The 21,770-nt window shown below is 66.3% G+C and carries 15 protein-coding genes and 1 pseudogene; 6 read left to right on the top strand and 10 right to left on the bottom strand.

Features of this window, described 5'->3' with window-relative positions; genetic code table 11:
• Positions 1-2 precede the first annotated feature (2 nt).
• Both ACNA0R_RS09650 and ACNA0R_RS09645 read left to right on the top strand, forming a co-directional pair.
• Positions 3-1,529 (top strand): ABC transporter permease, encoded by a 1,527-nt coding sequence (locus ACNA0R_RS09650; protein WP_415825760.1) that lies wholly within the window; start codon positions 3-5, stop codon positions 1,527-1,529.
• A complete protein-coding gene (locus ACNA0R_RS09645; protein WP_415825758.1) occupies positions 1,526-3,277 on the top strand; it encodes an ABC transporter ATP-binding protein in 1,752 nt (583 codons plus the stop codon). The genes ACNA0R_RS09650 and ACNA0R_RS09645 overlap by 4 nt, the downstream gene beginning before the upstream one ends.
• 25 nt (positions 3,278-3,302) lie before the next feature.
• On the opposite strand, the gene ACNA0R_RS09640 is transcribed toward ACNA0R_RS09645, so the two are convergent.
• Positions 3,303-5,012 carry a collagen-like triple helix repeat-containing protein gene (locus ACNA0R_RS09640; RefSeq protein WP_415825756.1) on the bottom strand — a complete coding sequence of 570 codons (1,710 nt, stop codon included), beginning with the start codon at positions 5,010-5,012 and terminating at the stop codon, positions 3,303-3,305.
• Positions 5,013-5,215: 203 nt separating this feature from the next.
• Positions 5,216-6,931, bottom strand: a complete 1,716-nt coding sequence (locus ACNA0R_RS09635) for a ShlB/FhaC/HecB family hemolysin secretion/activation protein (protein WP_415826060.1) — start codon at positions 6,929-6,931, stop codon at positions 5,216-5,218.
• Between the two features lie 469 nt (positions 6,932-7,400).
• On the opposite strand from ACNA0R_RS09635, the pseudogene ACNA0R_RS09630 reads away from it, so the two are divergent.
• A pseudogene (locus ACNA0R_RS09630) lies at positions 7,401-8,372 on the top strand (sigma 54-interacting transcriptional regulator); the annotation flags it as partial.
• Between the two features lie 295 nt (positions 8,373-8,667).
• Complete coding sequence (locus tag ACNA0R_RS09625) at positions 8,668-9,141, top strand: DUF1178 family protein (RefSeq protein WP_415825755.1); 474 nt, start codon at positions 8,668-8,670, stop codon at positions 9,139-9,141.
• Between the two features lie 16 nt (positions 9,142-9,157).
• Here ACNA0R_RS09625 and ACNA0R_RS09620 read toward each other — a convergent pair whose 3' ends face one another.
• From ACNA0R_RS09620 to ACNA0R_RS09605, 4 genes are all read right to left on the bottom strand, one after another.
• Positions 9,158-10,138: a hypothetical protein gene (locus ACNA0R_RS09620; RefSeq protein WP_415825754.1), complete on the bottom strand. Its 981-nt coding sequence runs from the start codon at positions 10,136-10,138 to the stop codon at positions 9,158-9,160.
• Between the two features lie 16 nt (positions 10,139-10,154).
• Positions 10,155-11,399 (bottom strand): hypothetical protein, encoded by a 1,245-nt coding sequence (locus ACNA0R_RS09615; protein ID WP_415825753.1) that lies wholly within the window; start codon positions 11,397-11,399, stop codon positions 10,155-10,157.
• A gap of 457 nt (positions 11,400-11,856) precedes the next feature.
• On the bottom strand, positions 11,857-12,417 hold the full coding sequence (efp, locus tag ACNA0R_RS09610; RefSeq protein WP_415825751.1) for an elongation factor P: 561 nt from the start codon (positions 12,415-12,417) through the stop codon (positions 11,857-11,859).
• 246 nt (positions 12,418-12,663) lie between these two features.
• The gene (locus tag ACNA0R_RS09605) at positions 12,664-13,152 is read right to left on the bottom strand and encodes a GlcG/HbpS family heme-binding protein (RefSeq protein ID WP_415825750.1); all 489 of its coding nucleotides are present in this window, start codon (positions 13,150-13,152) and stop codon (positions 12,664-12,666) included.
• Between the two features lie 184 nt (positions 13,153-13,336).
• Between ACNA0R_RS09605 and ACNA0R_RS09600 the strand changes: the two genes are divergently transcribed.
• A complete protein-coding gene (locus ACNA0R_RS09600) occupies positions 13,337-14,293 on the top strand; it encodes a DNA adenine methylase (protein ID WP_415825749.1) in 957 nt (318 codons plus the stop codon).
• Here ACNA0R_RS09600 and ACNA0R_RS09595 read toward each other — a convergent pair.
• The 3 genes from ACNA0R_RS09595 to ACNA0R_RS09585 all read right to left on the bottom strand — a co-directional run bounded on the left by ACNA0R_RS09595 (position 14,290) and on the right by ACNA0R_RS09585 (position 17,581).
• Positions 14,290-15,036 (bottom strand): type II restriction endonuclease, encoded by a 747-nt coding sequence (locus ACNA0R_RS09595; RefSeq protein ID WP_415825748.1) that lies wholly within the window; start codon positions 15,034-15,036, stop codon positions 14,290-14,292. The two genes, ACNA0R_RS09600 and ACNA0R_RS09595, sit on opposite strands and share 4 nt — an antisense overlap.
• 141 nt (positions 15,037-15,177) lie before the next feature.
• Complete coding sequence (gene earP, locus ACNA0R_RS09590) at positions 15,178-16,335, bottom strand: elongation factor P maturation arginine rhamnosyltransferase EarP (RefSeq protein ID WP_415826059.1); 1,158 nt, start codon at positions 16,333-16,335, stop codon at positions 15,178-15,180.
• Between the two features lie 43 nt (positions 16,336-16,378).
• The gene (locus ACNA0R_RS09585) at positions 16,379-17,581 is read right to left on the bottom strand and encodes a DUF2863 family protein (RefSeq protein ID WP_415825747.1); all 1,203 of its coding nucleotides are present in this window, start codon (positions 17,579-17,581) and stop codon (positions 16,379-16,381) included.
• A gap of 245 nt (positions 17,582-17,826) precedes the next feature.
• Between ACNA0R_RS09585 and ACNA0R_RS09580 the strand changes: the two genes are divergently transcribed.
• Entirely contained in the window at positions 17,827-18,804 is a 978-nt protein-coding gene (locus tag ACNA0R_RS09580) for a Bug family tripartite tricarboxylate transporter substrate binding protein (RefSeq protein ID WP_415825746.1), read from the top strand.
• 158 nt (positions 18,805-18,962) lie between these two features.
• Here ACNA0R_RS09580 and acnA read toward each other — a convergent pair whose 3' ends face one another.
• A complete protein-coding gene (gene acnA / locus ACNA0R_RS09575; RefSeq protein WP_415825745.1) occupies positions 18,963-21,668 on the bottom strand; it encodes an aconitate hydratase AcnA in 2,706 nt (901 codons plus the stop codon).
• Between the last annotated feature and the right edge of the window lie 102 nt (positions 21,669-21,770).

Here is a 21,770-nt window from a genome sequence, read left to right as displayed (position 1 = left end):
CCATGCCTTTGATCGTTCTGCTCTGGACCGATGTCGCTTTGTACCTGATCGTCGCCGCGGTGCTGGCGTATGCCTGGCATGTGCGGCGCACGCCGACGCTGCGCTCCACCTGGCTGCGGGTGGCGCAGGATGGCCCGGCGATGTGCGCGGCGGCCGTGCTGGCGGTGTTCGCCGTCATCGGCCTGCTGGATTCGGTGCATTACCGGCCGCGCCTGCCGCCGCTGCCGGGCGCCGCCGCCGATGCGCCCGCCGCCTATGCGCCGTCGGCCAAGTCGCTGCTGGATGCGCTGTTGGCCGGCACGGTGCTGACCCGGCCGGAGAAAACCTATTCCGCGCCGCTGGCCGCGCGCCAGTTCACCAAGGAGACCGTGCTGGTGGATGGCCAACCCGTGCGCGATTTTCCGAGGCTGCGCGCGGGCGCCGCGCACCTGAAGAACCCGGACGCGGAACGCCTGCCCGATGTGGCATGGCGCGCGGCGGCGGGATTGGCCGGCGGCGTGGCGGCCGCGCTGGCGGCCGGGGGCCTATTGAGCCTGGCGCTGGCGCGGCGCCGCGCCTCCTGGCGCGCCGCGCTGCGCGATCTGCTGCGCGGCGATACGGACGTACGCTGGCGGCCCATGTACGTCACCCTGTGCGGCTTGTGCCTGCTGGGCGGCATCCTGGCCGGCCTCGCGACGGGCTACCACCCGCTGGGCACCGACCGCACCGGCAACGACGTGCTGTGGCAGGCCATCAAGAGTGTGCGCACGGCGCTGGTGATCGGCAGCCTGACGACCCTGTCCATGCTGCCGCCGGCGCTGGGTTTCGGCATCGCCGCCGGCTACTTCAAGGGCAAGATCGACGACGCCATCACCTATCTGTACACCACGCTGACCTCCATACCCGGCGTGCTGCTGGTGGCGGCCTGCGTGCTGATGATGCAGGTCTATATCGACAACAATCCTTCGCGCTTTCCGACTTCCGCCGAACGGGCGGACCTGCGGCTGTTCCTGCTATGCCTGATCCTGGGATTGACCGGCTGGGCCGGCCTGTGCCGGCTGGTGCGCGCCGAGGTGCTGAAGCTGCGCGAACTGGAATATGTCCAGGCCGCGCGGGCCTTCGGCGTATCGAAGTGGGGCATCATGCGGCGCCATCTGGTGCCCAACGTTATGCATATCGTGCTGATTACGGTGGTGCTGGAGTTCTCTTCCCTGGTGCTTTACGAGGCCGTGCTGTCGTACCTGGGGATAGGGGTGGACCCCAGCATGAATTCCTATGGCTCGATGATCAATTCCGCGCGGCTGGAAATGTCCATGGACCCCATGATCTGGTGGAACCTGGGCACGGCCTTCGTTTTCATGCTGGCGCTGGTGCTGTCGGCCAACCTGTTCGCCGACGGCGTGCGCGCGGCGTTCGATCCGCGCACGCGCAAGTTCAGGGCGCGCCGTACGCCGGTACTGGCGCCGCCGCCGACCGGCGGGCTGTTCGCCATGTCGCCGGTCGGGGCGGAAGGGCGTGAAGTCACGCGCCAGCAAGGAGAATCCCGATGACCGCCGACACCGTTTTGCGCGTGCAGGATCTGCGTGTCGAAATCGCCGGCGAGCGCGGCGTGGCGGTCGCCGTCAAGCGCCTGGCGTTGGCGATCGCGCGTGGCGAAACCTTCGCGCTGGTCGGCGAATCGGGCAGCGGCAAAAGCATGACGGCCCTGGCGTTGCTGCGCCTGCTGCCGGACGCCGGGCGCATCGTCGCCGGCCAGGTGGACCTGCGCGGCGAGGATCTGAACCATCTGCCCGAAAGCGCCATGCGCCGCGTGCGCGGCGGGCGCATCGGCATCATCTTCCAGGAGCCTTCCACCAGCTTGAATCCGGTGATGCGGGTAGGCGACCAGATCATCGAAACCCTGGTGGCGCATACCGAGCTGCGCGGCGCGGCCGCGCGTGCCCGCGCCATCGATTGGCTGCGGCGCGTCGGCATTCCGGAGCCCGAGCGGCGCATCGACGACTACCCCATGCAGTTTTCCGGTGGGCAGAAGCAGCGCGTAATGATCGCCATCGCGCTGGCCGCCGAGCCGCTGCTGCTGATCGCCGACGAGCCGACCACGGCGCTGGATGTGACGGTGCAGGCGCAGGTGCTGGATCTGCTGGCGGGCATCCAGCGCGACATGGGCATGGCCATGCTGCTGATCACCCACGACCTGGCGGTGGTGCGCAATGTGGCGCAGCACGTCGCGTTGATGCGCGCGGGGGAGATCGTCGAATGCGCGCCGGCTGAAGAGTTTTTCACCGCGCCGAAGCATCCCTATGCCAGGCAATTGTTCAACGCCATCCCCGCGTTCGAAAAGCGCGGTCGCCGCCTGTCTGGCGGGCAGGGCGGCGACGAGGGCGCCGCGCCGCGGACCGCCTTCCATACGAATGGCGCGAGCGAGGACGCCCCGGCGGCGGTGGCAGGAAGCGATGCCGCCCCCGGCAACGTCGTGCTGGAGGTGCGCGACCTGTCCGTGCACTATGCGATCCGCAAAGGGCCCCTGCGGCGCGTCAAGGCGTGGGTCAAGGCGGTCGATGGCTTGAACTTCAGCTTGCGCGCGGGCGAGACGCTCGCCCTGTTGGGCGAGTCCGGCTGCGGCAAGACCACCACCGGCAAGGCGCTGCTGCGCCTGATCGAAGGCGCGCGTATCGGCGGGCAGGCCATGCTGGACGGGCAGGACCTGATGCGCGCGCGCGGACGTACGCTGGCGCGTTTGCGTGAAAACATCCAGATCGTTTTCCAGGATCCCTTCGCGTCGCTCAATCCACGCATGCGCGTCGGCGACATTCTGCTCGAAGGCGTGCTGGCGCTGCGGCGCGATCTGCCGCGCCAGGCCTGCGCCGACCGCGTCGCCCGCCTGCTGGCGCGTGTGGGTTTGCCGGAGGACACCGCGACCCGCTATCCGCACGAGTTTTCGGGCGGGCAGCGCCAGCGCATCGCCATCGCGCGGGCGCTGGCGGTCGAACCCAGGGTATTGATCTGCGATGAACCGACGTCAGCGCTGGATGTGTCGATCCAGGCGCAGATACTGGATCTGCTGCGCGATCTGCAGCGGGAACTGGGCATCGCGTATCTGTTCATCACGCACAACTTCGGCGTGGTCGAGTATCTGGCCGACCGTATCGCCGTTATGCATGGCGGCCGCATCGTCGAGTTGGACGATACGGCCACCGTGCTGCGCCAGCCCAGGCACGAGGTAACGCGGCGCCTGCTGGCGGCGGTGCCCCGGCTGGATTTCGGCGCTACGCCGTCCGGCGGCGCCGCCCGGCCGTGACCGGCGCGGGCCGGGCGTGACCGGCTCAGCGCCGGCCCAGCAGCCCGCCCAGCAAACCGCCCACCAGGCCGCCTTGCTGCTGTTGCTGCGTGGTCGCGGCGGACCCCGTACTGGTGGTGGCCCCCGCGGTGGCCAACAGGCCGCCCGACGGCGCGCCGCTCGATGTAGTCGCGCCCGCGCCCGCACCCGCGCCGGCGGTCACGCCAGCCGCCGGCGCACCGGATGTTCCAGCGGCCGTCACGCCCGCGCCGGCGCCCACGCCCACGCCCACGCCCACGCCCGCGGCGGGAGCGCTGCCCGCCACCCGGGTCACGCCCTGGATCAGGCCCCCCAGCAAGCCGCCGTTATTGCCGGCGCCATTGGCGGGATCTCCCGTCACCGAACCGACCAAGCCGGTGACCGGCGCCAGCAGGCCCGCGTTGCCCGTACCGCCGGCCGGCGTCCCGGCCACGCTGCCCAGTACGCCATTGATCGGCGCCAGCACGCCGTCGGTGCCCGAGCCGCTGGCGCCGCCGGTCAAGGCCGCCACGCCGCCTGTCGCATTGGCCAGCGTATTGCCGACCGGATTGGCATTGGCCGGTCCGCCGTGCACCAACCCGCCCGCGCTGACCACCGCGCCGCCCACGCCGTCCAGCAATCCATTGACCCCGTTCAAGGACGTATTGGTCCCGCCCGCATCGATGCCGGCGATGCCGGTGCCCACGTTCGTCAGCAGGTTGCCGACAGGCGCGCCGACGCCCAGGTTGTCGCCGGTCGTCTGCGTAATGGACGTGACCTGGCTGACGACCGGCGCAACCGTGGGATCCAGCGCGGCGCCGGTGCCGTCCAGCGGCGCGGTCAGGCCCAGCGAAGCCAGGTTATCCACGCCCGTGCCGGTGTTCTTCAAGGCCGGCTGCAGGATAGGCATCGACGGCTTGTCCAGCAAGGACCCGGTCAAGGTGCCGGTCAGCGCATTCACCGGCTGCAGCAGTCCCCCTTGGCCGCCTTGCGAACGCGTCAATGCGCGCACCGCGCCGGTGGCGTCGGCGGTAACCGAGGCCAATGGCGACTGCAGCGTGGAGTCCGGATTGAGCAGGTCGCCGGTATCGGCCACGGTGGCGCCCAGGCCGCTGACCACGCCGCCCAGTCCCGTCGTCAAATTGGCTGGAGTGTCCGTGCCCGCGATGCGCTGGCCCGTCGCGTCCAGGGTCGATCCGACCTGGTTCAGCAAATTGTCCGTGGGTACGCCCAGCCCGGTCGCGCCGCCGACTTCCTGTGTCAACGTGGTGGCGTTGGCGACCAGCGGCTGCACGGTGCCGTCCAGGGCTCGTCCGGTATCGGAGAGCGCGGAGTCCGTGCCTATCGGTACGACATCGTTGACGGCGGTCCCCGTACCGCCCAGCGTGTTCTGCAATACGCCCGATGTCGTGGCGGACCCGCCGCCCGTACCGTCACCCGGCGTTCCGCCGCCTGGATTGCCGCCTGGCGTTCCGCCTCCCGTACCGCCGCCTCCCGTACCGCCACCGCCCGTGCCATCGCCGGGCGTTTGATTGCCCGGCGTGCCCGCGCCGCCGCCACCACCGCTGCCATCGCCACCCCCACCTTGCATCCCACCATCCGGCATGCCGGCGGATGCGGTGCGGTCGTGATGATGGCCGCCGCCACAGGCGGACAGCGCGCCCAGCAACGCGATGGCGATCGCGGTGCGACGCAAAGTATGTTCGACATGAGAAACGGAAGGAACGACGGATCGCATGGTGGTCTCCTTATGCGGATTTCATGGCAGCCCCACGGGCCGATGCAAGATGGCATGCGAAATCCATGCCAGTTCAAAGAACGCCGTATTCCCCGAGGGAATCGGCAACGTCAGGCCCCGTGTGTCGTTACGGTGTTACGTGACGCACGTAACGCGCGTTACCCCGTGGCCTTATCCATCCGCGTCATCGCATGCGCGGCGCCTCAGATCGCGTTGTAGTAGAACGAATAGTTGGCGTTGAACCGCCACCCACGCCCGTCGCCTTCGGAGCTGGCCGCCGCGATCGGCTTGGCCACATTGAAGTCGAACATGTAGTAGCGATCGTCCGTCACGCGCATGCCGATGGCCACCGACGAAAGATGCGCCGTGTTGTAGGGCTTGAGCTCCGCGGCGTTGTACCAGGTGCGCGCATAATCGATCAGGAGGTACGGTTGCAGGGCCGACAGCAAAGGCATGCCGATGACGAAACGCCGATTCACTTCCGCCGATGCGCCCACGCCTTTGTCGCCGCTTTGCTCGCCCTGCGGATAGCCCATCCCGAAGCGCCAGCTCCCGAAGGAAATCTGTTCGGACGTGGGCAGTACGTCGTCGCTGTATTGGCCAGCCGCCGACAATGTCAGGCCGAATTGCGCCGGCAGCACGAAGCTTTGCTTGGCATTCAGATTCCAGCGCGTGAAGTCCAGGTCGACGTTGGGCACCGCCGAGTAGCCGTAGTTGGAATCGATATGCTTGTCCGCGCCAAACTTGTCGAAGCCCCGCGACACGCTCAGGGCGATGTCGGTGCTGCGCGCCGCGGCCACCGTGATGTAGCGCAGTTCGGCCGTGGCCGCGCGCACGCGCGTATCCTGCCGCAGCCACAGATCGGAGCCGCGCAGATCGTAGCGATCCTGCGCATTGACAGCATAGACCCCCAGCGTGCCGGTCAGCGATTGGCGATTGTCCAGCAGGAAGGGATAGCTGACCCCGATGCCGACGCGGTCGGTCTTGACGGTGCGATCGAAGCCCAGTTGTTCGACGGCGTCGTCTTCCGGTCTGGCCTTGTAGTGAAAGCCATCGATCTTCAAGCCCAGGCCGTCGTTGCCTATCGGCAGGGTGATATCGCCGGCGATGTAGCGCACGTCATCGGTGCCCAGGGGGACGCTGCCGGTCAAGCGGGTTTGCTCGCCCAGCGGCGTCAGGCTGTTGGCGCTGGCCGACAGCAGCGGCTGCATGCCGGTGCCCAGGTCGACGACGCCGCCGTTTGCGCCGAAGGCCTTGTGGCGCGTATCCAGCACCAGCTCGGTGGCGCCGTCGGCGCGGCGAGGCAGCTCCAGCGCGGGCTTGAAGCTCACACCAGGCACCATGCGCATGAGGTTGAGCACGCGTTCCAGCGTGGCCGCGGTCAAGGGTTTTTCGCGCAACAGAGGCCGCGCCAGCGCGTTCAGGCGCGGCGCCGCGCTGCCGGCGTCGCCATCGATGCGCACATTGGAGATGTAGCCCTCCACCACGGTCACCACCACGCGGCCTTGCTCGAAGCTCTGGTTCTGCACGACGGCGAAGGACAGTGGATAGCCGCGCTCGCGATACAACGCGGTAATGCGGTCGGTATGCTGAACCAGCTGCCCGACGGAAATCTCCTTGTTGGCCAGCGGCGCGAGCAGCGCCGAGACTTCCGCGAAGGGGATGGCGTGCACGCCGCTGACGTCGAAATGGCGCGGCACAATGCGCTGCGCCAGGCGGGCCTCGACGGCGGATCGTTCGGGCGTGCGGCCCTCCAGCCGCGCGGGCGGCGGCTGTGTCCGGGGTTTCTCCAGCGGCGGCAGCGCATCGACGGGATTGCCGCGCAGCGGACCGTCCGCATGTGCCGCGGTACAGATGCCGGCGGCCAGCATGCCGGCGCACATAGGGCCGCGCAGCAGGTCTGGCACGCTGCGCGACAGGCTCCAAAAGAAAATCCGGCGGGGTCGTACCATGGGCTGATGCTCGGCCATAAGGATGGTGGGTGTGTTTCCCCAAAAGCATGCCCAGCACAGATGCCGTTTTTTGCTTGCCGAATGTGTTAGGTGTCTACCACCTGCTTCCATGGCAGAGCTGAGTAGGCGCGAATTGCGAGAAACCCACGCCCCGATCGGGCCCGGAGCGGTGCTCGTTACAGTTTTGTAAATTCAAAATCGGCTTATAGATCAAACGGATGCATCCTCAACCATGGGGTTTTGATTCAATTCCATCCTTATGACCTAGGACTTTCCCGGATGCCATCCACCTTGCCTTGGTAAAGACTGATCGGGCCGATACTCAGGGAAACTTGGCGGCGGCCCGCGCCTCTCGGTGTTCCCCAGGCAGACTGTCATGGACAACCTCTCCCTACCGCAGGAAACCGATTCCTGTCGCGGCCCGCGCGGGCGCCAGCTGGTCGCGGTATCCGCGGCGATGCGCAATCTGCTGGACGACGTACGCGCGTATGCCGATGCGCGTGCCAGTGTCCTGGTCCTGGGGGAAACCGGGGTCGGCAAGGAATGCATCGCGCGCCTGCTCCACGACAACGCGTCGTGGTCGCGCGGACCCTTCGTCGCGGTGAATTGCGGCGCCGTGCCGGAAGGCCTGTTCGAGGCGCATTTCTTCGGCCATGCGAAAGGCGCGTTCACTGGGGCGCTGGGCGCGCACAAGGGCTATTTCGAGCAGGCCGACGGTGGCACGCTGTTCCTGGACGAAATCGGCGATATGCCGCTGTACCAGCAAGTGAAATTGCTGCGCGTGCTGGAGCACAAGGTCGTGACGCGGCTGGGCGCCGCGGTCGATACGCCGGTTGATTTCCGGTTGGTGGCCGCGACCAACCAGGACCTGCGCGCACGTGTGGCGCAGGGCGCTTTTCGCGCCGATCTGTATTACCGGCTGGCGGTGATCGAGCTGCGGGTGCCGAATCTGGAGGAGCGCGGGCCGGCGGAAAAGCTGGCTATTTTCAAGGCGTTCATCGACCGCGAGCTGCCGGGGCAAGGCGAGTTGCTGCCCGGCTGGCTGCAGGATCGCGTGGCCGGGACGCGTTATCCCGGCAATGTGCGAGAACTATGCAACCTGGCTGAACGCATTGCCCTCATGCGCCGGCGGGCGGGGGGCTGGGACCAGGCGCGCATCGAGACGGTGCTCGCCAGCAGCATCCAGCTGCCCGCCGAAACACGCGCCTTGCCGCCCGCATCGTGGCTGACGCCGGCGCAACGGGCCGAGCGCGAACGCGTGCTGGCGGCGCTGCGCGCCCATGAATGGCGCCGCCAGGCCACCGCGGCGGCGTTGGGCATCAGCCGCAAGGTGCTATGGGAGAAGATGCGCAAGTTCGAGTTGAGCGAAGCCGCCGAACCGGCGGCCGTGGCGGCGGCGGGCTCCTAGTCCAGCCCGGCCGGCGGCCGGGTCGCCCGCGTCAAGGCGGCATGCCGTCATCGCGGCTGGCATCGCGGCCGGCGGCGTTGGCCGTTGCGGTGGCGCGACATCGAGACCCTGGTCCGGGCCGCCTGGGGTACGGCGCACCGCATTGGCGTACTATTCAGCGGTTTCCCCAGCCGGGATCCTCCGGCGCAGCGTCGGGCGGCGACGGGGTTTTGCGGAAGGGCTTCCAGGAACGACTCCCGGAACGTCCTCGATTGCAGGCCTTGCAACGCGCGCCCCGTGCCGCCATATCCCTCTTATGAAAGTATTCGATCTGCAGTGCGACGAGCAGGGCCATCTATTCGAAGGCTGGTTCGCCTCGCATGAAAACTACGACGAGCAGCAGGCGCGTGGCCTGGTTTCGTGCCCGATATGCGGCGCGAACAAGGTATCCAAGCGCCTGTCCGCGCCGCGCTTGAATGTGTCCCATCTGAAAGCGGCCAAGGCCGCGCCGCAGCCACCCGCGCAGTCCGCGCCCGCTGCAGCCGCCGGCGAGCCCGCCGACATGGCGCGCCTGCAGGCTGCCATCCTGCAGCAGGTGCGTGACATGGTGCGCAAGGCCGAAAACGTCGGCCCGCGCTTCGCCGAGGAAGCGCGCCGCATCCATGAAGGCGAAGCGGACGAACGGCCGATACGCGGCACGTCCACGCCGGAAGAGCGCCAGGCACTGGCGGAAGAGGGCATCGATTTCCTGGCCCTGCCGGATATTTTCGACGACGACCGCCTGCAGTAAGCCGGCGCGGCCCGCCTCATTGGCGGCGTGCCTCCCCCGACGAGGGGGTTGCCCGTGGCCGGACATGCATGGCCTGGCCATCCGCCGATGGCGTGACGTCGTAGTGGCTGGCGACGGCGCCTTTTCCGCTCAGCCGCAGAATATCGACGATGTGTTCCAGGTCGCGCGGCCCGGCGGGCAGGTAGTATTCACCTGTCAGGCCGGGCCGTATGCGCCAGTAATCGCCGCTCCTGTCGACGTCTCCCGCCATTGCTTGGCCTGGCATTCCGATCTTGCGGAAAAGCACGCCGCTCCAGTATCCGAGCGCCATGCCAGCCTGTTCGGCCAGGGCGGACAGCCGCTGCTCGGTGGCGGCGTGGCCATTGGATGGGTCTTGCGGCATCGCCGCGGCCGAACCGCCCGCCGACGTCGCGGCCGCGCGGGCGGCCTGCCAGGCTGCCTCGCCCCCGGCGGTCTTGGTGCCATCCTTGTTGTAGATCATATAGACGGCGGTGCAGTCGAAACCGAACAGGTCACAGAACTGCGTGCGCGATAGCGCGCCGGCCCGGATGCCTATCAGGCGATCGGCAAGGGCGAAGTCTCCCGCCGTCAGCGTCGCCCGGCGTTCGATGGGTGGCATCCGGTTCGCCCGCCGGTCACCAGGCGCCACTAGCGTGCCGTTGTCTATGAGATATCCGACATCGGTCAGGCTGCCGGTAGCCGTGACGAAGCTGCGCAGGACGCTTTGCGATAGGCCGAATCGCCTGGCGCACGCGCGCATATCCGTGGCGCCGTCCGCCAGAAGCTGGCTGGCCTCCCGTATGGCCTTGAGCGTGATTGCGCGCCGGTCGCTGATGGCGCGTACGGCGGCGAGATTGCCGCGGCGCGATGACGGCCGGGCCGCCCGCATGCTGGCGCGTGCGGGCGGCCCGCTTTCTGCCTGGAAGCGTGGGCTTATGTCCGGGCCGTGGACCGGAACCGCATGGGTGGCGGGGCCGTTGATGGCATTGGAATACATGCGTCGACCTTTCGCGTCACGCCGGGGTGGTGGGCGTGCCGGCGGCTTTGGGCGTTACCAGCACCGCCTGCCCGATGCCGGACGGTCTTAGCACGTAGGTGGCCGCCAGCGTATCGATGCCCGGGTGGCCTTCGGCATGCAGGCGCAGAATGTTGACGATGTGCTCCGGCGACCGCGCGTCCGGAATCAGGCGGTATTCGCCGGCGTCCGCCGGTCGTATGCGCCAATAGCCGCCGGCTCTGTCCACATTGCCCGCCAAGGGCGACATGAGGCGTCCCAACTTCTGGAACGTGTCGCCGCGCCAATACCCGATGGCAATGCCCGCGTCGCTGGCGACGTCGAACAGGCGCTGTTCCATGGCGGAGCAGTCGGCGTCCGAAACGATCGGCGCCGCACTGGCGCCGGTCGTGCTTGCCGCCGCTGCCCCCGCCTGCCCGCGCGGCGCCGCGTCGCGGGACTTGCGTCCCCACTCGGTCAGTGAACCGTCGCCGTTGTACGCGAAATAGACAGGGTCGTAGTCGTAGCCGAACAGGTCGCAGAACAGGGATCGCGACATCTTGCCCATGGTGGCGCCTATCAGTTTTTCGGCCAGGGCGTGGTCCTCCGGATGCAGCACGGCTTGCCGTCCCACCGGCGGCAGGCTGCCGGCCTGGCGGTCCAGGGGCGTCATGATGTGCCCGGCATTGAGCGCACGGCCTACCGCGGTGAGCCGGCCGTCCGCTTCGACGAAGACGCGGACAGTCTTCAAGGCAAGGCCATGCGGCTCGGCGCAGACACGGATGATGGACTCGCCGGCCAGCACGCGCCGGCTGATCCGCAGAATGACGTCGCGCGTCACGCCGCTCCTGGGCGTCTCCTTCTGTACGCGGCCCTCGCTCGTCGGCCGCGGCGGTTCGGTGTATGGCTGGGGCCTGGCCTCCCTGCGCACGGGCTTGCGCCGCATGGGTCCAGGCGAGGCCGCCTGCGCCGCCGCGGCTTGCTGGCTGTCGATGTCCAGCCCCGGCGGGCTATCCGTGTCCGCGGGCAGTTCGGGCACGGGCCGTGGGACGACGCGTTGCGGCGCGGCGCGCGTCGGTTGCGGTCCGCGGTCCGGTTCGGGCTCCGGCATGTCCCAGGCCGGCTGTTCCCACGGATCCCGCAGACGGGCCACGTCTTCCGCGATCGTCAGCATGGACGGGCTGAGCGCGCCGAGCAGGGCGTCGATCTCCGTGAAAGGAATCGATAGCGGGGAGCTGGGCGCGCTATCTGGCGAGGCGGGCACGGCGGGCGCGCTCGGCGCCGCTGGCGCAGCGGGCGTGGAGGGCATAGGCCTTGATGGCGGGCGCGGCGACACGGCCCGGTTGGCGCGGCCGGCGTCGAAGCCCTGGATCGCGGCCGGCGCCGAGGACCACGTGGGCGGCAGTCTGTCCAGGCTGGCCTGGCCAGGATGACGCCCGCGTGCGCGCGGCTGCGACGCGGGATGGCTGGCGCCGCGGAATGGGGCGGTGTCTGTCTGGCGCTGTTGGCCCTGTGTGGGCGGGAGCGGCTGGGTGGCGTGGGGGTGGGGCTGATAGCCCGCGTTGATGGAATACATGGGGCCGACCTCGTGCTGTGTGCGGTACCCGACTGGGTAGTCGGCACAGGCCGGGGGTTCCGGATAGCGTGGCCCATGCCGAGGCCATGGCGCCCGAAAAAAAAAGCCCTCCTGAGGAGGGCTTTTTATGCGAAGAGACGCGGGCTCAGCCGTTCACGCGGCTGCGGTACTCGCCGGTGCGCGTGTCGATTTCGATCTTGTCGCCGATTGCGCAGAACAGCGGCACGTTGATGTCGAAGCCGGTGTTGATCTTGGCGGGCTTCAGCACCTTGCCGGACGTGTCGCCGCGCACCGCCGGTTCGGTATAGGTGATTTCACGCACGACGCTGGTCGGCAGTTCCACCGAGATGGCGCGGCCGTCGTAGAACACGACTTCGACCGGCATGCCTTCTTCCAGGTAGTTGAGCGCGTCGCCCATGCTTTCGGCTTCGATCTCGTACTGGTTGTATTCTTCGTCCATGAACACGTACATCGGATCGCCGAAGTACGAGTACGTGCATTCCTTGCGGTCCAGCACGACGACGTCGAATTTTTCATCGGCCTTGTAGACCGATTCGCTGCCGGCGGCGGTCAGCAGGTTCTTGAACTTCAGCTTGACCACGGCCGCGTTGCGGCCCGACTTGTTGTATTCGGCCTTCTGGACCACGAGCGGATCCTTGCCGACCATGACCACGTTGCCGACTCGCAATTCCTGAGCGGTTTTCATCGATTCAAAACTCCGGGAGATTTCTGGTTCTGCCCGGTCCGCCACGGCGCCGCCGGGCGAATCAAAATTGATCGAAACCGGCTGGCCATACGGCTAGGCTAGGGGCAGGGCTGGCCTGCAAAACTCGGTATTCTAGCATTTTTGCCGGCCGGCCTGCATCCCTGCCGGATCGCCACGGCCGGGCGGAAGCCGGGAGAGCGTCCCCCGGAGTATTGGACGCCGTCCGCCGCCGCCGTTTCCCTGGCGCTACTTCGCCAGTGCGGCGGCGCCCGCCTTGGCGATGTCTTCGTCATGCTCGGGCGTATCCGCCGAAACGCCGACCCCGCCGACCACCTGGCCGTCCACGACCAGGGGCACGCCGCCCCGCATCAGCACGAAGCCGCGCGCGGTGATGGCGGCCGGGCGTGGCCCGTTGATGGCGTCCTCCAGCGCGCCGCTGGGGCGCCGGAAAAGGGCGGCCGTGCGCGCCTTGCCGGGCGCCAGTTCGACACTGGCCGGCATGGTGTTGTCCATGCGGATTAGCACGATCGGCAGTCCGCCGTTGTCCACTACGGCAATGACGCCGGGCCAGCCGGCCTGTTCGGCGCGTGCCTGCGCCGCGGCGGCGACTTTTTGCGCGGCCTCCAACGTCAGGTAGGGCCGTGTGGGAAGTCCGGCGGCATGCGCCGCTGCATTCCAGGTGTGGGAGCTGATGGCCAGCGCTATTGCTGCCGCGGCGCGTATGTGGGCTTGCATGATCGTCCTCCTGTTCGGTCGATTTAGCCCGCCCATGCCGCAAGCGCCGTGCGTTGCCGGCAAAATGCCCGGAGGCGTTGTCTGCGTCGTCCGCCGGCGCCTTGCGCGGCCGCGGCCGGTATGGGATGGGACGCACCGGTCAGGGGGCAAGATCGGGCCAGGATAACAGTGATATCATTCGCGGATGGTCAATTTTCTTCCCCGGCGGGTGGTTGCCAAGGCACCTCCTATCAAGATTCAAGGCATCAAGACGAAGCTTGTGCCCTGGATTGCTGATGCGATCAGTTGGCATGGCGACGGTCGCTGGGTCGAACCTTTCATGGGCTCCGGTGCGGTGGCGCTCAACATAGCCCCGCGACGGGCGCTGTTGGCGGATACCAACCAGCATATCGTCCGCTTCTACCAGCAGATTCAGGACCGCACGATCACCCCGGCAGTAGTGAAGCAATTTCTCGAAGACGAAGGCGCTGCTTTGCTTTTGAAGGGCGAGGAGCACTACTACAACGTGCGCAAGCGCTTCAACGAGCATGCGAACCCGCTGGACCTTCTGTTCTTGAACCGTTCCTGCTTCAACGGAATGATGCGCTTCAACACGAAGGGTGGTTTCAACGTCCCTTTTTGCCGCAAACCCGACCGTTTCCGTCAAGCGCTTATCACCAAGATATGTAATCAGGTAGCCCGAGCGCAAAGTGCCATTGGCGATAAAGACTGGGTCTTCAAGTGCCAGTCCTGGCGAGAGACGTTTGCTGAAGTCAGGGGCGAGGATTTCGTCTATATGGACCCGCCGTATGTCGGCAGGCATGCGGACTACTACACCAAATGGTCGGACGAAGAGGCCACCGAGCTGGCCAAGGCTATCAGGGCGCTGCCGGCCGGATTCGCGTATTCGATGTGGAAGGAAAACCAGTATCGCGAGAACGCTCATCTGACGGAGCACTTCTCTGACTTCGCGGTGGAAACGTTTTCCCACTTCTACCACCTTGGCGCAAGCGAAAGCATGCGCAACGAGATGGAAGAGGCGCTTGTCCTGAGCCATGGCAACCTGGCTGACGCGGCCAGCCGTCCCGCTCCCCCGGAGTTAAAGGACGACGACGATGACGCCGAGTTAACCGAGCCGCCTCAGCAACAGCTATTCGCCTAGATGGCTTCTACGCCACGCCAGCGGCGGTAAGTTTCGATGTCCTTGAAGCGTTCCCGGTCAGCAGCCTTGCGCCCGTAGTTCCGCCAGTAGTCCAAGAACTCCTGTTCGCTCCGGAACGGGCCGTTCCCATTTCTGAAGTCTTCTATACGGCCGGTGATGCTGCCTATGTTGGTCGTGTTGCCGCTTCCTGCTCGATAGCTGGCAATGCGCCACTTCTCCTGTACGAAAACCCGGACGTTTCGGTACGGCAGGGGAATATCCGGAAGCTGGTCCAGCGTGTAGTACGCGTGCTGGGCCGCCTTTTTTTCGGCTACCCGTTCGTAGACGTATCCGACCACCCAATGCTCCACGTAGTCCGAGAACGGGAAGACGATGTTTTTGCGCTCATTGCCCGGCCGGATGAAGCTGGTGTAGCCGCCCAGGGTGAAATTGAACGATTGCCCGGGATGATTGATATACGTGGTTTTGACGTCTACAGCAATTTTTCGCCGGCAAGCCGCGCCCGCGCATAACGTAAAGTCGGGATAGTGGTTTTGGACGGAAGGCTCGACGAGGTCCAGTCCCAGTTCGGCAGCGGTCTCGATCATCAACGGCCGCGTGTAGAGTTCGAAGATAGTGCTCAACACCTTCGTGTCGCTACCTAGCGGGTACACAACTCCGTCTTGTGAGACAACGCCACTGATGGCGTAACGCTGCACGGTCGAAAGCAGTTTGCGCTCGAACACTGCCTTGAAGTCACTCACGCTGCTGCCTCGCTGCGGGGATGAAGTTGTCGAGTAACCCAAGTATACATTTAGAAATTTTGTGATGTATAACTTGGCTTATCTCGACCGTACCGGATCGGCATGACCAAGCCTGGTTTGCCGCCTTCCGGCGAACCAGGCTCAGGCTTGTTTCGCCCCGCGATGCTCCGCGCAGAAAGCAATAAGGCTGGCGGCGAGCTCGGGCACTTGCGACATTCGCGCATCCCACGCTTTGGCAGTTTCCCGCCAGGCCGCCCATGCTGTTTGCGTGGTTGCGTCGCGCCATGCCGATGCCATCGTATCGGTGGCGGGGCCGGCGGCCATTGCGCCGTTCGCGATGGGAGCCGCCGCGGTGGCATTCCAGGCCTCGAACAGGGCACGGGCCTGTGGTGGGGGCCGATACAGATCCAGCCATGCGCGTAATTTATTCAGGTGCGCTTCATCCGTTTGCGGATAGATCTGCCACACCAGCGGCCGGCCTGCCCAGCCGGCTCGCACTACGGAGTCCTCGCCGCGAACGAAGTTCAGGTCGGCGCACCACAAAAGCCTGTCATAGTCGTCCTGCGGCAGGAAAGGAATGCGGCAGATCTCGAGGCGTGAAGGAACATCTCCCGCGGCGGTTTCCAGGCGTGGCGCGACGCCTTGCGGCACCAGCAATAGGGTCGGCCCAGGATCGGCGCGCAAGCCGTGGACCAAGCCTTCCAGTGGAGCTTCCGGATAACAGAATAGGCTGATCAGTCGGGCCTCCCCCAGCTTCGCGATACTCGCCGGCCCGACGCCTATATCGCGCAGAAATGCCAGTTGCGCCTCACGCGAGCGCTGGAATGCGTCGCGTCGCGCGGCCAGTCCCGCCTCGCGCAGCAAACCACCCGTCGCCGGAGTAAAGCCAGGAAAGAAGAAATACTTCATCAGCCCATCGGGCTGCGGCGACGGCAACCGATGATGAGATTCCACCCAGGGTTCCGCGCTCAGGTACTCCAGATTGATCCAGACGGGCGGACGCTGCCGCATGGCCGCGCGAAATGTCTCGGGCGGATCGCAGGCGAACGCCTCGATGACCACCTCACCCGGCGGCAGGGCCGGCGGGTGGTCGGACCAGGCGACGATGTCGATGCCGCCCACGTCCTGCAGCTCCAGCGCCGGATCGCAGCGCGGCTCCATGCGGGCGAATGTCGCCAGATCGTCGATCCACAGGCGTACCCGCCAACCGCCGGCCTGGCGCAGCGCCCTTGCCAGCCGCCAGCAGACGCCGACATCGCCGTAGTTGTCGATGCGGCGGCAGAAGATGTCGGCGCGCACTGCGGATGTCTGCATGCCAAGCCGGCAAATGGGACCGCGTCGGCTAGTGGAACCGGGCCGGCGCCGATTCGGCGTCTTCCGGCAGCTCGGCGTGCACCATTTCGCCCAGCGGATTGGGGAAATAGGGCGTGCCGCAATCCTCGCAATATTCGGCCGCCAGCACGCCCGGAATGCGGCGCACTTCGTTCACGCCCAGCTCCTTGAGCAGGGCGGCGATTTCCTCGACGGGATCGGCCCGTTCATCCTCGCCGCCGGTTTCGTCCTCGCGGCCATAGAGCGGCCAGACGCAACCGTAGATGACGTCATTGCTATTGCGGGCGGTAAAGCCGACGCGGTATTCGTCGACGCGGCCTTCGCCGCAGCCCGCGACCACCGCGCGCAGGCGCGACGGTTCCAGGTTGACCGAACCCTCCAGCCACGTGACGGCCGCGCGCAAGGCCAGCGGCCGCACGCGGCGGTCCGCTTCGCGGTTGCTGACGTAGTAGGCATCCGGCAGCAGGCATTCGAAGCTGCAGCCCGGCAGCAGCGTGGCCAGCGTGGGCTGCGCCTGCTCCACCCACTTGGCCAGGCAGGCTTCGCGCGTGGCGCCGGCATCGCCCGGGCTTTCCTGCCAGCGGAAGATGGCCGCGCCGCGCGGCACCGCGACGGCGCCCACCAGATAGCGGGTATCGGCCAGCATATTGGCCGTTTCCGCCTCTTCGGCGATGGCCGGCTTCATGGTTTCGGCGCCCAGCGCCTGCGAACCCAGGCGTTGCAACCAGTGCCAGGTTTCCGAGAAGGTGCGCGGCATCTGGTCGATGCTGACCAGATACGGCATCAGCGCCAGACGCGCGCCTTGCGCCAGGACATGGCCGTGCAACTGCGCGGTGAGCGCCTGCAGGGCGCTGGCAGTGATCGGTCCGGTGGGAATGGTGTAGCGCGTCCAGGCGACCATGGGCGCCACGATCAGCAGCACATCGTAGCTGGCGCCGTTCTTTTCGATGACGGTGGACTCGGTGAAAGTCTCCGCCTGCTCGATCAGCACCTCGTAGGCGCCGGGGTGGGTCTGCGACAAGTGATCGAGCGCCGATTCCAGCGGCGCGTCATTGCCGGCGCGCAGCAGCTTCGGAATCGATGCACGCAGCTGCTCTTCCCAAAAGATATCTTCGACCCGGCTGCCCGAACTGTTCAACGCCAGCGCCAACGTGGCAAGCCGGGAGGCATCGCGGGTCAGGCGAGAGGATGTGTGGCTGCGGGTGCGAGGCATGACGATGAATGGGGGAACAGAAGGAGAACCATATAGTGTACCCGTGGCGGAGCCGCCGATGCCCCGGCATCCGGCCGCCTGGCGGGCAGAACGCCGGCCTTTCACTCTGCTGCGCGGTTATCGTACGTCATCGCGGCGGTGTGTCCGGATTGACGAGGCGGTTGAACCTGTGCAGAATCGTCTCGGAACTTATATGATGTCCTATAACATATTCCAACAATCAGATTATTGAGGAGACCAGGACCATGCCCCTATCCCGCCGCTCTTTCCTGGCCGCCGCCGGCGCGGCTGCCCTCTATGGCGCCGGACCCGTGGCGAAAGCGCAGCAGAACTGGCCGGAGCGCAATGTGCGCCTGCTGGTGCCGTATCCGGCCGGCGGCTCTTCCGACATCATCGCGCGGGCCATCAGCCAGCCGCTGTCGGAAAGCCTCAAGCAGACCGTGATCGTGGACAACCGGCCCGGCGCCAATGGCAACCTGGGCGCCGCCATCGTCGCCCAATCGGGCGAAGACCGGCACACGCTGTTGCTGTGCGACGTCGGCGCGCTGATGATCAGCCCCTCGGTCTATACCAAGTTGAACTTCGATCCCAACAAGGATCTGCGCGGCGTGAGCATGCTGGCCTATTCGCCGCACATCCTGGCCGTGCATCCCTCGGTGCCGGTCAACACCCTGGCCGAACTGGTGGCCTTGTCCAAGCGCGAACGGCTGAACTTCGCCGTGACGGCCATGGGCAGCGCGCCCCACGTCGCCGGCGTGGCGGTAGAGCAGGCCACCCAGGCCCAGTGGCAGTACGTGCCCTACAAAGGCGGTTCGCAAGCCATCACCGACACCATCGGCGGCCAGACCCAGATCATCATGAACGGCATGCTGGCCACGCTGCCTCACATTCAGAGCGGCAAGTTGAAGGCGATCGCGGTCTCCAGCCGCAATCGCATGCCGCAGGTGCCGAATGTGCCGACCATCGCGGAGTCGGGCGTCCCGGGCTTCGAGTCCGGCACCTGGCAGGGACTGATGGCGCCGACCGCCATGCCGCCGGACATCGCGGCGCGGCTGAGCAAGGAACTGGCGCGCATCATGAACATACCGGAGCTGAAGGCCAAGCTGGCGGAGCAGGGCGCCGACGTCGTCACCATGACGCCCGCGGAAATGGACAAGTGGCTGGTGGCCGAGCGCCAGCGCTGGGCGGCGGTGGTGCAGAAGGCGGACATCCGGCTGGATTGACCGCCTTGCGGCGACCGCCTCCGCCGGGCGGGTCTGCGCCGCGCGCCGCGTAACGCGCGGGTCGCGCGGCATCGGAAACGAAAAGGACCGGCCCATGCGGGTCCGGTCCTTTTCGCATGCCGCCGCCATCCGGCCGGCGGCATCGCGGCTGGCGCCGATCAGGCGGCGAGCAACTGACGCAGCACGAAGGGCAGGATGCCGCCGTGCTGGTAGTAGTCCACCTCGATAGGCGTGTCGATCCGCAGCAGCACCTGCACCTGCTGCGACGAGCCATCCTTGCGATGGATGGTCAGCGTCACGTCCTGCTGCGGCTTGATGCCGTTTTCCAGCCCGGACACGTCGAAGGTTTCCTCGCCGGTGATGTTCAGCGTCTGCGCGCTGTCATCGCCCTTGAACTGCAGCGGCAGCACCCCCATGCCGACCAGATTGCTGCGGTGGATGCGCTCGAAGCTGCGCGCCACCACGGCCTTCACGCCCAGCAACTGCGTGCCCTTGGCGGCCCAGTCGCGCGACGACCCGGTGCCGTACTCCTCGCCACCGAACACCACGGTCGGCACGCCGGCGTCGATGTACTTCATCGCGGCATCGTAGATGGGCATTTGCTCGCCGGACGGCTGGTACAGCGTTTCGCCGCCTTCGAAGCGGCTGCCGTCTTCACGCGGCGGGATCATCAGATTCTTGATCCGCACATTGGCGAAGGTGCCGCGCATCATGATTTCATGGTTGCCGCGGCGCGAACCGTAGCTGTTGAAGTCGGCCTTCATGACGCCGTGCTCCTTCAGCCACTTGCCCGCGGGCGACGATTCCTTGATCGAGCCAGCCGGGGAAATGTGGTCGGTGGTGACCGAATCGCCGAAAATACCCAGCGCGCGGGCGCCCTTGACGGTGGGCATGGCTGCCGGCTCCATGCCGAAGTCCTTGAAGAACGGCGGTTCGGCGATGTACGTGGACGTCGGCCAGTTGTAGACCTCGCCCGTCACGCCCTTGATGTTCTCCCACAGCTTGCCCGGATTGGTGCGCACGTCGCTGTAGTTCTCGCGGTAGACGTCCGAATCCAGCGCGAACTTCAGCAGATTCTGCACTTCTTCCGTGGACGGCCAGATGTCGCCCAGCCACACATCGCCGTTCTTGCCCTTGCCGACCGGTTCGGTCATCAGGTCGCGCAGCATCGTACCGGCCAGCGCGTAGGCCACGACCAGCGGCGGCGAAGCGAGGAAGTTGGCCTTGATGTTCGGATGGATGCGCGCTTCGAAGTTGCGGTTGCCCGACAGCACCGCGGCGCATACCAGGTCGTTGTCGTTGATCGCTTCATTCAGATCGGCCGCCAGGTCGCCCGCGTTGCCGATGCAGGTCGTGCAGCCATAGGCGGCCACGTCGAAGCCCAGTTTTTCCAGATAGGGCAGCAGGCCCGTCTTGGTCAGGTATTCCGTGACCACGCGCGATCCGGGCGCCAGCGAGGTCTTGATCTTGGGCGACACCTTCAGTCCGGCTTCGACGGCCTTCTTGGCCAGCAATCCGGCCGCCAGCATGACGCTGGGATTGGACGTGTTGGTGCAGGACGTGATGGCCGCGATCAGGATGTCGCCGTTCTTGACCTTGGTGCCGGCGCTGGTGGTGAACGTCTGCTGAAGTTTTTCGGCGGGCTGGTTGAAGCCGTTCTCGGCGACCGGCGCGGAAAACAGCGTGGTGAAGGTGTTCTTCACGTTGCCGATCTCGATACGGTCCTGCGGGCGCTTCGGGCCGGCCAGGGAAGGCGCCACCGTGCCCAGGTCCAGGGTCAGCAGCTTGGTGAACTGGATGTCCTTGGCCTTGGGCACGCCGAACATCTTCTGCGCCTTGAAATAGGCCTCGAAGGCGGCGATTTCCTGCTCCGTGCGGCCGGTGCCCTTGAAGTAGTCGATGGTGCGCTCATCCACCGGGAAAAAGCCCATGGTGGCGCCGTATTCCGGCGCCATGTTGCCGATGGTGGCGCGGTCGGTCACGGACAGGCTGGCCGTGCCTTCGCCGCAGAATTCGACGAACTTGCCCACTACTTTTTCACGGCGCAGCATTTCGGTAATGGTCAGCACCAGGTCGGTGGCGGTGACGCCGCCGCGCAACTGGCCCTTCAGTTCGACGCCGACCACGTCGGGCGTCAGGAAGTACACGGGCTGGCCCAGCATGCCGGCTTCGGCCTCGATGCCGCCCACGCCCCAGCCGACCACGCCGATGCCGTTGATCATGGTGGTGTGGCTATCGGTGCCCACCAGCGAATCGGGGTAGTACACATTGTTGGCCTTGTCCAGATGGACGCCGCGGGCCAGGTATTCCAGGTTGACCTGGTGCACGATGCCGAAGCCCGGGGGCACGACGCGGAAGGTGTCGAAGGCTTCCATGCCCCACTTCATGAACTGGTAGCGCTCCTGGTTGCGCTTGAATTCCAGCTTCATGTTCAGGTCCAGGGCCTGTTTGGTGCCGAAGTAGTCGATCATGACGGAGTGATCGACGACCAGGTCCACCGGCACCAGCGGCTCGATGCGCTTGGGGTCCGCGCCCATGGCCTGCGCCACCGAACGCATGGCGCCGATATCGGCCAGCAGCGGCACGCCGGTGAAGTCCTGCAGCACCACGCGGGCCACCACGAAGGGGATTTCTTCTTCGCGTTTGGCGTTGGGCTGCCAGTTGGCCAGCTGCTTGATGTGTTCTTCGGTCACCTTCTGGCCGTCACAATTGCGCAGGACCGACTCCAGCACGATGCGCAGCGACACGGGCAATCGTTGCACGTCCACGCCCAGCGCCTTGCCCAGCGCCGGCAGCGAATAGTACTGACAGGCCTGGTTGCCGATCTTGAATGTCTTCAGTGTGTCGAACACGTTGTGCGGCATGATGAACTCCAATGTAGGTGACCGCGAAAAAGCAGCCATTTTCATGCGTTTCCCCGCGCTTGTCATGTGTGCCCAAGCCGGGAGAATCCTCGGTCTTATATC

The sequence above is a fragment of the Bordetella sputigena genome, assembly GCF_965137885.1.
Classification (GTDB): domain Bacteria; phylum Pseudomonadota; class Gammaproteobacteria; order Burkholderiales; family Burkholderiaceae_B; genus Bordetella_C; species Bordetella_C sputigena.
Note: the sequence above shows the minus strand (reverse complement) of the source record. Positions and strands in the feature narration are given on the sequence as shown.